This is a genomic window from Mitsuaria sp. CC2 (genome assembly GCF_048957715.1).
Classification (GTDB): Bacteria; Pseudomonadota; Gammaproteobacteria; order Burkholderiales; family Burkholderiaceae_C; genus Roseateles.
Genome location: NZ_JARVXN010000011.1, coordinates 1 through 12,858 on the forward strand (window position 1 = coordinate 1; position 12,858 = coordinate 12,858).

The window sequence follows — 12,858 nt, forward strand, 5'->3', positions numbered from 1 at the left end:
TTCATGGCGAAGCTCCTTACTTCCATTCGGACGATTGCAGCAGCGGATCCGTCGTCAGGCCGAAGCTGATGCCGACCTTCTGGCCGACGGTGCCAGGTGTTGCCAGCGGCGCGGAGCCGCAGGTGCCGCCGCCCGTCTTGATGATGGCCCACAGCATCGCGCCGTCCCGCGCGTTGCGGTTGGAGGCGCTGCCGTTCAGCACCGCGGTCGTGTAGCGCTGCACCGAGTACGGCTGGTTGAGGTTGGCGCCGTATTGGCTCTTCAGGTTGCGCGAACCGACGCACTGAGCATCCGCGTCGTTGACCACCAGCAGGCCCCCTGACCAGCCTTCGGGCGCCGGCTCCAGGCCGATGGACACGATGGTCTTGGCCGGGAACAGCGAGCGGTAGTCGTTGTACGCGGTCACGCCGTCGTAGTTCTCGAAGCGCGCGTCGTAGCTCATCACGTTGACCATGTCGAGCATGCCCGCCACCGCCGGGAACTTGCGCACCACCGCGCGTTCGCGGCCGGCGTTGCCGCCCCAGTAGGAGATCCGGCCCCCGCAGGACGCGTCGGCCGAGGTCGCGGCAGTGCAGTCCGCGCCCGTCGACCAGCCGGCCAGCGTCAGCACGCGACCGTTGCCGGCGATGTCCACCGCGCGGCGCAGCGCCTTGATGACGTTGGCGTAGCGGTCGACGTCGCCGTCGGTCTCGTAGTCCACGTCCAGGCCGTCGAAGCCGAGCTCGGTCTGGATCTTCGCCAGCGCGTTGATCGTCGGTCCGTTGCCGGCCGCGCCCTCCGCGGCGAGCGTGCCCCAGTTGTTGTAGGTCGCGCCGCCGACGGCCAGGATGACCTTCTGGTTGCGCTGGTGCAGCACGTCGATCGCGGCCTTGATGTCACGCGGCGTCGCGTTGAAGTTGATGCCGGTGCCGGAGAAGGTGTTGGCCGACAGCCCCGCCCACGAGAAGGCCGGATCCGCGAAGGACACCATCACATGGGTGTAGGTGGCCGGCGTGCGCGCAAACTTGCTGGCCTTGTAGACGTCGTTGGCCGACTTGCCGGTGGCGTCGAACCAGTTGTCGCTCCAGGTCGGGTAGTAGCCGACGTAGACGCGGCGCGTCTGCGTGGCCTTCAGCGCTTCGGGCAGCGTCAGCGCGCCGCCGGGCGAGGGTGCCGGCGCCGGGCTGGGCGACGGGGCAGGCGAAGGCGAGGGGGCGGGGGAAGGTGCCGGAGACGGCGAGGGCGCCGGAGAAGGCGACGGGGCCGGCGTCGGTGCGGGCGCAGGCGCCGGCGAGCCGCTGCAGCTGGCCGAGGTCGGCGTCCACAGCGACGGCGTCGCGGCGGGGTTCCAGCCGGTGCCGACCCAGGCGGTGTGGGCCACCAGCGCCTTGTAGGTCTTGCCCTGATAGCTGACCACCTGGCCGAGGGTGAAGGTCTTGCCTTCGGCCCAGGCCACGCAGGTGCCGGGATTGGGCGCGGGAGCGGGCGACGGGCTCGGCGCGGGACTCGGGCTCGGAGCAGGCGTGGGAGACGGCGCGGGTGCCGGCGGCTGCGGCGCCGGAGACGGCGCGGGCGAGTTGCTCTTCGCCGCGGCGAAGGCGTGCCAGTATTCGAAGTCGCGGGTGTTGGCGCGGCTGTATTCGCCGAGCGCGCCGTTGCCGACGCGGTCGCGCTGCGCGGCCCAGTAGGACAGCAGGCCGACGCCCTTCTGCTTGGCGAAGTTGGCCACCGTCACCGCATCGGCCGGTGTGAAGACCTCGGACGCCACATCGTTCTGGCCGATCATCGGCGTGATGCCGATCATGGCCCACAGCTGCGCGTCGGTCCTGGCGGGATACAGCGACTTCAGCTGAGCGACGGTCTGCGTCGCGGCGGAGATGGCCAGGTCGCCCATCTTCTTGCCGCCGCTGTAGTAGCTGCCGTAGTCCATCGTCATCAGGTTGACGATGCTGATCTTCACGCCCGACTGCGACGCGCCGCGCAGCAGCTCGACCGCTTCGCGCTGCAGGCCGCCGGTGTCGTTGGCGTTGACGTAGGGCACCACCGGCAGCGTGAACGAGGTGTAGAGGTCCGGATAGATCGATTGCAGCTGCAGGATCGCGGCGTTGCGCACGCCGTTCAGGCGCGTGTCGCTGAGCTGGCCGCCTTCGATGTCCCAATCGATGGCGCGCGTGCCGTTGGCGTCGATCAGGCGGCGCAGCTGCGCCACCAGGTCGTTCACCGAGCAGGTGGACTCCAGGTACGTGCCGTTCGCGCCGCCGAAGGACAGGATCACCCGGCCGCCGGACTTGATGTAGGCCTTGATGTCGGCCTGGAAGCTGGGGTTGCTGACGGTGGTTTCCAGACCGCCGCCGACCGTGCAGCCGCCGCCGGACACGCCGAAGGCGAGCGTCACCGCATCGATGCCGGCCTTGGACTTGGCTTCGCTCAGCGTCTTGATGCCGTAGGAGCCGCCGCCGAATCCCCACGTGAAGAAGTAGGGCGCGACGACCGTGCCCGCCTGAGCCTGCGACCCCGCGGCCAGCAGCGCGGCGGCCAGCGCCACCGCCTTGATTTGTCCGATTTGTCCGGCAAGCATTGAATCTCTCCTGCTGTCCCCGCGCGAGGTGGGCGTGCGTGGGATGTTGTTCGCGATAAAACCACCATGAAACCAGTGGCGGAATGTAGGAACAGCAGGCTGTGGGCGCTGTGACAAGCAGTATGTCGAGGCGGTGTCGGAATGTGTCGGATACTGCAAAACATCGCGCGGCGTCAGCGCTGATGTCAGGCCTGTGGCTGGAATATGGGACGACGGCACCTGAACGGTGCATATGCGCCGACGAGCGGTGCAGGCACTTGATGTGTAAGGGATTGAAGGCGATCCGATGAACGGCGCCTCGTGATGGGAAACCCTGTGGCGGATCTTAATACCTCTTCCGGGCGAAACGCTGACAGCTTTGAAAAGATTTGTTCCGGCCGACCTCGATATTTCGCTCGAGCCAAGGGGAGGAGCGGGGCGTTCGGGATATCTTCGACCGTTGATCGGAAACAGCCGGACACGGTCGAAGTATTCGATTGGTATTGCTTCTTTCTAGACTCGCGGCACTTCAGGAAGGAGATTCGTCATGGCTTGGAATCAAGGACGGGCGTGGCCCTTGCACGCGCTGCTGGCGGCGGGCTGGATCGCCGCATTGACGCTGTCGGCGGACGCGGACGCGGCCACGTTGCGCGCGGTCGCCAACAACAACTTCGTCAGCGCGACGGCGACCGGCACGTCGTATCTGACGGCGACCGCGGGCGCAGCCCAGAGCTGGGAGCAGTTCGACGTCGTCAACAACGGCAACGGCACGGTGTCGTTCCGGGCGCGCATCAGCGGGAACTTCGCGTCTGCCGACATCGGTCTGGCCGCGCCCAACGCCGGCCGCCTGATCGCCAACCGGCGCACCGCCGACGCGTGGGAGCAGTTCACTGTCGTGCCGCAGTCCAACGGGACGGTGGCCTTGCGCTCGGTGGCCAACGGGCTCTACGTCTCGGCCGACCTGAACCTCGGCGGCGTGCTCGTGGCCAACCGCAACGCGGTGCAGGCCTGGGAGCAGTTCGTCCTCGCCGATCAGCCGACCACGCCGCCGACGAATCCGCCGACCACCGGCACGCCGCCGGACCTGGGTTCGAGCGTGCACATCGTCAGCCCGACCACGCCCAACCTGCAGGGCGTCATCGACGGCATCTACAACGCGCAGCAGCCCAACCATTTCGGTCCGCGCCGCGACGCCATCCTGCTGACGCCCGGCACCTACAACAACCTGCGCATCCCGGTGGGCTTCTACACGCAAGTGCTGGGGCTCGGCAGCCATCCGGATCAGGTGCACGTCAACGGCGACCTGCGCTCCAACGCTTTCCTCGGCGGCGACAATGCGACGCAGAACTTCTGGCGCGGCGCCGAGAATTTCTCCGTCACCCCGAGCCTGGGCATCGGCAACAACACGATGCAATGGGCGGTCTCGCAGGCCATCCCGTTCCGGCGCATGCACGTGCGCGGCAACATCAAGCTCAACCAGAACAGCGGCTGGTCCAGCGGCGGCTGGTTCTCCGACGTGCTGGTGGACGGGCAGGTGAACTCCGCCAGCCAGCAGCAATGGATCTCGCGCAACAGCCAGTGGGGCAGCTGGACGGGCTCCAACTGGAACATGGTGTTCGTCGGCGTGCCCAATGCGCCGGCGGGCAGCTTCCCGACCGCGGGCCAGCGCTACACCAAGATCGCGCAGACGCCGGTGATCCGCGAGAAGCCCTTCCTGTTCATCGACACCGACGGCGGCTACGCGGTGCGCGTGCCCGCGCTGCGGCAGAACAGCAGCGGCATCTCCTGGAACAACGGCGGCGCGACGCCGGGCCGCACCCTCCCGATCGGGCAGTTCCACATCGCCAAGCCGGGCGACACCGCGGCCGCGATCAACGCGCAGCTGGCGGCCGGCAAGCATCTGCTGTTCACCCCCGGCACCTACGTGCTGACGCAGACGCTGCGGGTCAACAACCCGGACACGGTGGTGCTGGGCATCGGTTTCCCGACGCTGCGCTCGGACAACGGTCAGCCGCTGATGCAGACGGCCGACGTCGACGGGCTGACGATCTCAGGTCTGTTCTTCGACGCGGGCGCGACGGAATCCGGTGTGCTGCTCGAGGTTGGTCCGAACGGCGCCGCCGCCAACCACGCGGCCAATCCGACGGTGCTGCACGACCTGTTCTTCCGCGTCGGCGGCGCGGCGGCGGGCAAGGTCCGCATCGCGCTGAGCGTCAACGCCAACAACACCATCGTCGATCACACCTGGGTCTGGCGCGCGGACCACGGCGCGGGCGTGGGCTGGACCCAGAACCCGTCGGAGAACGGCCTCTGGGTCAACGGCAACGACGTGACCATGTACGGCCTGTTCGTCGAGCACTTCCAGAAGCACCAGGTGGTCTGGAACGGCAACGGCGGCCGCGTCTACTTCTACCAGTCGGAGATCCCGTACGACCCGCAGAGCCAGGCCGGCTGGAACAGCCCGACGGGCCGCGGCTGGGCCTCGTACAAGGTGGCGGACCACGTCACCAGCCACGAGGCGTGGGGACTGGGCGTCTACAGCGTGTTCACCAACGGCGGCATCCTGCTGGATCGCGCGATCGAGGCGCCGGTCAACGGCAACGTGCGCTTCCACAACATGATCTCGGTGTGCCTGAGCAACAACGGCGGCATCGTGCACGTCATCAACAACACCGGCGCGCAGACCGGCTGCAACGCGTCGTTCACGCCGACGCTGACCAACTTTCCCTGAGCGGGAATCGGCCAGATGTCTCTGCCGGAGAGGTCGCCGGGAGGCGGCCTTCTTGCCCCTCTCCCGCACTGCGGGAGAGGGGCTCAATCGCTCTTGAATCAGAGCTTGTAATCCAGCGACACGCCGTAGCTGCGCGGCGCGCCGTAGATCGCGCCGTAGGCCAGACCGCCGACGTACTTCTTGTCGAACAGGTTGTTGACGTTGGCGCGAAGCGTGGCGGCCTTCGACAGCTCATACGACGCGAAGGCGTTGGCCACCACGTAGGCGCCTTGCGTGGCGCTGCCGATCTTGCTCACCGCCGACTGCCAGCGGCCGCCCAGGCCGACGCGCAGCGCCGGCAGCATCGGCACGCGGGTGTCCGCGCGGAAGTTCACCGTGTGGCGCGGCACCCATTCGTAGATGTCGTTGCCGTCCGGGCCGGTCAGGATCAGGCGGGTGTAGCCCAGGGTGAGCTTCGTATCCTTGCCGACGCGTCCGGTGGCTTCCACTTCCCAGCCCTTGGACTTCACGTCCTTGGGTTCGTACCAGCTCTGTCCGTTGTTCTCGCCGCCCACGAAGGTGCCGCCGAAGGTCGCCAGTCCCTCCTGCTTCGCGGTGAATACAGCCGCCGTCGTCAGCAGGGCCTTGTCCAGCCATTCCGCCTTGACGCCGGCCTCGGCGTTGACGCCCTTCATCGGCGCGAGTTGGTCGCCGCGGATGTCGGACTGCTCCTGCGCCTGGAAGATGTCCGAGTAGGACACGTAAGTCATCAGGTCCGGCGTGATGTCGTAAGTGACGCCGACGTAGGGGCTGACCTTCTGCGTCTTCGGGTCCAGCAGTTGTCCGCTGCTGCCGTAACGCGAGCCCCCCTCGCGGACGAGGCGCGCGGCGTTCACGCCGAGCACCGTCTTCAGCGAATCGGTCAGCGACAGGCGCGTGGCGCCGTAGAGGCGGGTCAGCGTCTGCCCGCCGCTGGTGGCCGGGGCGCGGGCGCCCCAGGCGGGTTCCGGGTACACGTCGCCGCCGTAGGGGAAGGCGGGCAGCGGCAGGAAGTTGTTGCTGAGCGCCGTGTAGGTGTCGGTCTCGTTCGTCGACTTGGAGCGGCTCGCGCCGAATTGCACCGTGTGCGCGCGGCCGAAGGCGTTGAACTGGCCGGTGACGTTCCCGTCGAGGATGCGGTCGTCCGTGCTGCCCTGGCTGCGATACGGCCAGCCGATCAGGCCGGTGTCGTCGGCGTTCAGCACGCCGGTCTGCGAGTAGGCATACAGCAGCCGCGTCGCCTCGTTGCTGTGACGGTAGTTGTAGGTGAGCTTGGCTTCCCAGTTGCTGCCCAGCTGATGGGTGTACTCGGCGAAGGCGTTGTAGGACTTGGTGTTCCAGTAGGTCCACTTCTGAGAGGTCGACGAGCCCACCGGGAAGTCGGCCTGTGTGCCGTCCGAGCGGAGCAGCGTCAGCGAGCCCCACATCGGCGAGTCCTGCTTCGCGTCCACGGCGGTGATGCCCACGGTCAGCACACCGTTCGTGCCGATCTGGCCATCGACGACGCCGTAGACCGAGGTGCGCTTGTCCTTGAGGTCGCGCAGGTAGGAGTCCTTGTCTTCGGTCGCGACGACGAAGCGCCCGGCCCACGAGCCGTCGTCGGTCAGCACCTTGTTGTAGTCCAGCGCCGCGCGCTTCTTGCCCCAGGAGCCGAAGGAGACGTTGAACTCGCCGATGTCCTCGTTCTTCGGACGCTTGCGGATGTAGTTGATCGTGCCCGACGAGTTGCCCACGCCGGTCAGCAGTCCGTTGGCGCCGCGGATCAGCTCGATGCGCTCGAACAGGAAGGTGTCCTCGCGACCGACCACCGTGCCCCAGGAGTTGGTCATCCCCAGGCCGTCGACCTGCGTCAGCTGGATCTCGAAACCGCGGGCGTTGAAGGTCGCGCGGTTGGTCTCGTACTGCTCGACGTTGATGCCGGTCGCCAGCGCCAGCGCCTCGTTGCTGCCGGAGAGGCCGAAGTTGGCCATGTCTTCCTGGTCGATGGTGCTGATCGTCTGCGGCGTGTCCTTGATGTCCATCGGCAGACCGGTCGCGCCCTTGGAAACGCGGTTCGCGCGCTTGCCGGTCACGGTGATCTTTTCGAGGGTGGCATCCTGCGCATGGGCCAGATCGCCGATCGCCAGGGATGCCGCCAAGGCGCACGCGGTCAACAGGAATTGCTGCTTCATCGAGTAGTCCAGGAGAGGTAGGAGGATGACTTCCGGCCGGCACTCTAACGCAGGTGAGAGTGATTCGCATTAAGTGAAATGACAAAAACGTGCCATGCATTCCTCTCGTGGTAGCGATACCACATTGCGGCTGTGCTGACGGAATGGCGCAAATAGGGAGCGGAAGGCGTCACATTGCCGTCGATTCCGGCAGGTCGGAGACTCGATTGGGCACTCAGGGCTTGGCGATGGCGCTGGCGCTGGCGATGGAAATGACGGGATAGGGAAGGGACTGCGCCACGGCCGGCAGGCCTGATCGCCAGCGCGATGGCGATGGGATGAGCCGTGGGCCGTGACGCAGCACCGGACCCCTGTCAGTTCAGGACCTTGCTACCGACGTATTCCCAGTAGGCGTTCGACTTCTGATTGATCGGGAACCAGAGGCGCTCCTGGGCGTAGTAGCCGGCCCGACGCGACTTGAAGTAGTCAATCGTATGGCTGTAGGGATTCCGGTATTCGTAGAGGTCTCCCACCTGGGCGTATCCGTCCGGGACCCAGCTCCGCGCCGTCGACTGCGTGGGGAAATCGTGACCGAGGAAGATCCAGTCGCCGTTGTCCCTGTGGTCCGTCGGGAAATACCAGTAGGCGCCGCTCTTCCTGGCGGCGAAATAGTCCGTCGTCTTCAGGTAGGGGTTCTGGTAGACGAAGACTTCGCCGGCGCTGGCGGTGTCGTTGTATCGCCATGTCCTCGCGTTGCGCTCGATGATGGCGTCGACCAGCGGCTTACCTGGGAAATCCGCGACGATGATGCCGACATGGGACGGCTTGTTCTTCTCCAGGTACTCGGCGGTCAGCTCGTTGAGCCCCTTGAAGTAGATGCTGCAGATGCCGATGAAGCACGAATCACGCGGGAAATCGGGATAGGAGTGGGACCACCCCGGCGTCGTCAGTCCGGTGACGAGGTGACCGCCATGAGGGCTTGAACGTCCGCCGGACACGAAGTACGGGAACGACCCGCCGGAGCCCACGATGTTGATGATGGTCGCCTCGGGCATCTTGCCTTGGGTCACATCCGAGAGAGCCGACTTCACCGTTTCCCAATGCGAGTACAAGTCCCAGTTCGTGGTCATGTTGTAGTTGTCCACGACCGCGAACGACGAGTAGTTCAATCCGTTGGGAACGACTTCATTGAACCGCTTGATGAAGACGATCTTCCCGCGGACATCACCCAAGGTCGGACTCGACGTCTGCGTGTAGCCCTGCCAGATGGCGCCCGACAGCGGCGCGATCATCTTGTCGAAGGCCTTCTGGAAGTCCGGATTCGAGGCGGTGGAGTACTCCTGCTGGATCTTGATCAGGACAGCTTCGCTGGGATGTTTCTTCAGGAAAGCCGCGACGTCCGCCAGGCCGCTGTCACACGTCTTCTCGAGCCCGACGAAGCCGTGATGGAGCTGCAGTCGGCCGTCCACCAGATCGCAGCGGAAATCCAGGTATCTGACGCCGCCGACGAGCTGTTTCGTGATCGACATGGATTGCGTCTGCGCGATGTCCCCGCCGTATCCGACGGATGCGGAATCGTGGGTGCCGGGAATCGACATCCTGAGGAGCGGCACGTGGTCGGCGACGGTCTGCATCCAGGTCGACTGGGTGGTTTCCGCAGACCACAGCTCGTCGTGCCAGTACGCATTGTTGTAGGCCCATTGGGCGTGGGCCAGCGGATACGCAAACAGTGCCGCAGACGCGGCGATCCACTGCAGCGATTTCTTGAGGGAGATAGGTTTCATGTTGACGACAGAGAGTTGGGACGAAGTTAGTTTTCGTCCGACACCACTCATGCGTCGCCTCGACGCCGCGCCGCCGCCTGCTTGTTGAATAAGTCACACCTCGTCAGGGCGAGCGCCCCACGCTCATCGCCTTGTCCCCCATCCGATCCGCCTCCGCTTCGAGCGCGACGTCGTCGTTGATGTCGACGCCGGCCATCTGCATCGTCGGCTGCACGCGTCCTTCGCGCTGCTGCACGACATGCCAGGCCTCGTGCGGGAGGTGCGCTTCCTGACCCGGCCCGAGGTGGATGTCGTTCCCCTGCGCATAGGCGAGCGCGTTCAGCTGCGCGGGCTGCGACGAGTTCCGATGTACCCGGACGTCCGACATGTCCGCCCCGGACAGCGATTCGATGCCGGACTTCAAACCGTCCGGCATGCCGGTCCGGTTCTCCTGGCGCTGCACCGGCGCGGCCTTGGCCTGCGCAGTGCCCAGCTCCTCCTCGTCGAGCGCGCCGGTCGCGCGTTGAGCCGCCTTCGCCTGAGTCGTTCCCAGCTCGTCCTCATCGAGCCCGGTCTCGCGCTGCGCGACCGGCCCGAAGGCCGCATCGATGCGCCGCCTCTGCGCGAGCTGCCGCGGCGATGCGTCCAGCACCGCGGAGAGTTCTCCGCCGTCCTGTTCACGCCGCTGCAGCGGCGCGGCTGCGGGCGCGTGCTCGAACGCGCCGCCGTCGTTGGTCGAGTCCTTCATCAGTCGCTCCTCTCGTGATCGATCCGCCGCCGTCCTGCTCGCCGCTGTCCTGCTCGAAGTCTCCGCGTGTTCATGGCGACTCCACCCGGGGCTTGAACGTGACGACCAGCCCGCCCACGATCAGGAGCAGGACGATCCCCACCAGCAAGGTATTCCCCGTCCTCAACTGGTTGAGCGTGGGATCGCAGGAGAAGATTGCGCTGGCCATCGCCAGCGTCAACAGCGCCCCCGCCCACAGCACCAGCAGGATGACCTTGCCCATGCGCCGCACGCGGCAGTTCCAGCCGTAGAGCAGCAGCGTCGTGCCAACGATCACCAGCAGCGCCTCCAGCCCCAGCCGCAGCGGCACGCGCATCGGACACACGATCTTGCAGAAGCGGGTGTCCTGGTCCAGGAAGGACCAGAAGCGTTCGTGCAGCACGTCCAGCACGTCCGCGCCCGCGCCGGCGTTCGCAACCGGCAGGGGCCACAGCGCCACTCCGCCGAAGGACCAGCCGATGTAGACCATGTCCCGGTCCATCGCGTCCTTGCCCTTGAACGCCTCGGCCGGGCCGCCCGGATACACCAGCATCGGCATGACGCTGCCGAGCAGCGCCATGCGATCGGACCCGCTCAGCTCGTCGGTGAAATCCGTCCGGTTGCGCAACTGCATCTTGTTCATGTCCGACCCCACGCCCAGCGGCGCGATGAAATGCACCGTGACGGGCGAACTGCCCACGTACTCGTCCGTCGACTTGTAGGAGGCGGCCGCGGCCCCGCGGTCCTTGAAGTCGACGCCGGAACGCTTGTCCCGCCTCGGCTCCGCGGCCTTCATGATCGCAAGCAGATTCCGGAACCGGAACGCCGTCGCCGACTCGCCCAGCAGGTGCTGCGGCACCACCACGTTCAGGTGGAAGGCCCGCTCCTTGCGGCGCTGCATGGCGGTCAGCAAGGCCTGCACGTAGTCGATGAAGAAACGCTCGAAGCGAGGGTCCTTCGCCTCCTCGTCCGTCGGCTCGAAGAACACCGTGAGGCCGTCGTAGACGTGCGCCTCCTCGCGCCATCCCGGCGGCAGGAGGAATTCCAGGTCCCCCTGCCAGTCGCTGTGCCGCAGGTCCAGCATGGCGCCGACGCCCGCGGCGGTGGTCGCCAGCAGTTCCTGGCGGCGCGCTTCCGGCAGACTCGTCAGCACATGGAAATCGCGGCGGTACAGGACCAGGTCCAGCCCGGCGCTGTGCTGGGCCACGCGCCGCGCGTACCCGCCGCGCGGGCTCTGCAGGCCGGGCGGCTGCAGGTAGCTGCCGTCATTGCGAAGGATGGCGCCCATGTACTGCAGGCGCGTGAACCGGTCGAACCGGACCGGGATCGGCGTGTCGTCCTTGCCCTGCATCCAGTAGCTCAGGAAGCCGTAGACCTCGTTCTCGATGTCCGGGAGGCCGCAGCCGCAGTCCGCCTCGGGGACCAGGTTCAGCGGCCGCGCGCTTTCCAGCGGATGGGTCTCGCCCGCCGCGTCGGTGATCTCCTCGCGCAGGTGCGCCGGCATCAGCATGTCGAGGAACCTGTCCAGCGCCAGGCTGCCCGGGGCCAGCACCAGATCGGGGACGGCCGCCTTGTCCTGCGCCTCCTCCCGCTTCTGCTTTGCCATGGCCGCGCCGATCTGCTGTTCGATCCGGCCCGCGCCACGCCGCGGCGCCTCGACAGGCACCGATGCCCCCGGCGCCTGCGGCTCCGCGGACTCCCGGTCCGCCAGGTCCGGCTTGCGCGGGCAACGCTGGACCTGGTCCCGGTCGAGCTCGCGCGACAACTCGTTGACATGGCGCAGGAAGTACGCGCACTGCATCGCGCTCAGCGAGTCCCGGAAGACCGCGCGCGTCGGATGCTCCACGTCCTTCAGCGGCGTCAGCATCTCGCGCAGCTGATCCAGCGTCGGCCCGAGGGCGGGCGTCCCCACCGCCATCGGCTTGGGCGGCAGCTTCCGGGCGTCGGGATCGGCGTCGCCCGAGGCGGTCTCGACCACCAGCGACGCGCTCGTCGAGGCCTCCGCGTTCTTGAAGATCTCGTCCAGCTTCGCCTGCGTGAGCACATAGGTCATCGGCATCGGCGGGTCCGACGGGACGGTGCGGTTCGTCTGGTCCTCGGTGATGGACTTCAGGGGATTGGACGTCGGCGCCTTGGCCTTGGGCCTGCCCGTGGACGGCGCGGACGCCGGAGCGCCGACGGGCCCGGCCACCGGCTTCGGATCGGTGACGCGGATCTCGTAGAGCGCCTGTTCCAGGTTCCTCGTGCGCGAGGCGTCGGTGGCGGTGAGCAGGAATCGGAAGTTGCCGGTCTTCGTCGGCGTGCCGGCGAGCGCGCCGTCTTCCTCGACGAACATGCCGGGCGGCAGTTCGCCGTCGATGGCGATGCGATACGGCGGCTTGCCGCCGCGCACCAGATCGCGCGCCTGGTATGAGCGGTTCAGCCGCGCCGACGGCAGCGGAATCGTCTGGTAGACCAGCCACATCGGGTCGCGGCCAGGCGAGGAGGCGGTCATTGAAGCCGCCGGGGCGGGCAGGGGAGCGGAGGCGATCGGCTGCTCTGGCCGGGGCGGCAATGCGAGCGGCGTCGCGACGTAGACGGTTGCGTCCGTCGCGGGCGAAGCTGCGGAGGCCGCCGCGCCCATCGGCTTCGATGCGGAAAGCGACGGCGACGGCGCGGAAGGTCCCACGGGCGATTGAGCGCTGGCGTGCAGGATCAGCAAGGCTGCGGCCAGCAGCACACCGCCGACGAACCAGCGCAGCCGTGCGCAGTTGCGGCAGGGGGGCGATGGAGCGCGTCGCGCGTTGTCCGGCGCCGCTGGCCTCGCGTCGGCGGCGGCATCGGCGGCATCGGCCCATTCATCGTCGCCCCACCGGCGGCGCAGCGATTGGAAGAAGGAAGAGCGTATTCCCATG

6 protein-coding genes are annotated in these 12,858 nt (G+C 67.1%); 1 reads left to right on the plus strand and 5 read right to left on the minus strand.

Annotation, left to right across the window (positions count from 1 at the left end; translation table 11 throughout):
- Positions 1-16 precede the first annotated feature (16 nt).
- Positions 17-2,557, minus strand: coding sequence for a glycosyl hydrolase family 18 protein (locus tag PV762_RS06030; RefSeq protein ID WP_421034122.1), 2,541 nt, complete (start codon positions 2,555-2,557; stop codon positions 17-19).
- 526 nt (positions 2,558-3,083) lie between these two features.
- Between PV762_RS06030 and PV762_RS06035 the strand changes: the two genes are divergently transcribed.
- Positions 3,084-5,267: a hypothetical protein gene (locus PV762_RS06035; RefSeq protein ID WP_421034123.1), complete on the plus strand. Its 2,184-nt coding sequence runs from the start codon at positions 3,084-3,086 to the stop codon at positions 5,265-5,267.
- A 98-nt stretch (positions 5,268-5,365) separates the two neighbouring features.
- Here the strand turns inward: PV762_RS06035 and PV762_RS06040 are convergent, their stop codons facing one another.
- From PV762_RS06040 to PV762_RS06055, 4 genes are all read right to left on the minus strand, one after another.
- The gene (locus PV762_RS06040) at positions 5,366-7,456 is read right to left on the minus strand and encodes a TonB-dependent siderophore receptor (protein WP_421034124.1); all 2,091 of its coding nucleotides are present in this window, start codon (positions 7,454-7,456) and stop codon (positions 5,366-5,368) included.
- 353 nt (positions 7,457-7,809) lie between these two features.
- Positions 7,810-9,219: a phosphatidylinositol-specific phospholipase C domain-containing protein gene (locus tag PV762_RS06045; protein WP_421034125.1), complete on the minus strand. Its 1,410-nt coding sequence runs from the start codon at positions 9,217-9,219 to the stop codon at positions 7,810-7,812.
- A 103-nt stretch (positions 9,220-9,322) separates the two neighbouring features.
- The gene (locus PV762_RS06050) at positions 9,323-9,946 is read right to left on the minus strand and encodes a DUF4157 domain-containing protein (protein ID WP_421034126.1); all 624 of its coding nucleotides are present in this window, start codon (positions 9,944-9,946) and stop codon (positions 9,323-9,325) included.
- A gap of 70 nt (positions 9,947-10,016) precedes the next feature.
- Positions 10,017-12,857, minus strand: a complete 2,841-nt coding sequence (locus PV762_RS06055) for a putative Ig domain-containing protein (RefSeq protein WP_421034127.1) — start codon at positions 12,855-12,857, stop codon at positions 10,017-10,019.
- Position 12,858: the final 1 nt, after the last annotated feature.

Excerpts from the sequence above, each read along its gene's own strand:
- PV762_RS06035 (WP_421034123.1), top strand. The coding sequence starts at position 3,084 with ATGGCTTGGAATCAAGGACGGGCGTGGCCCTTGCACGCGCTGCTGGCG.
- PV762_RS06030 (WP_421034122.1), bottom strand. The coding sequence starts at position 2,557 with ATGCTTGCCGGACAAATCGGACAAATCAAGGCGGTGGCGCTGGCCGCC.
- PV762_RS06045 (WP_421034125.1), bottom strand. The coding sequence starts at position 9,219 with ATGAAACCTATCTCCCTCAAGAAATCGCTGCAGTGGATCGCCGCGTCT.
- PV762_RS06050 (WP_421034126.1), bottom strand. The coding sequence starts at position 9,946 with ATGAAGGACTCGACCAACGACGGCGGCGCGTTCGAGCACGCGCCCGCA.
- PV762_RS06040 (WP_421034124.1), bottom strand. The coding sequence starts at position 7,456 with ATGAAGCAGCAATTCCTGTTGACCGCGTGCGCCTTGGCGGCATCCCTG.
- PV762_RS06055 (WP_421034127.1), bottom strand. The coding sequence starts at position 12,857 with ATGGGAATACGCTCTTCCTTCTTCCAATCGCTGCGCCGCCGGTGGGGC.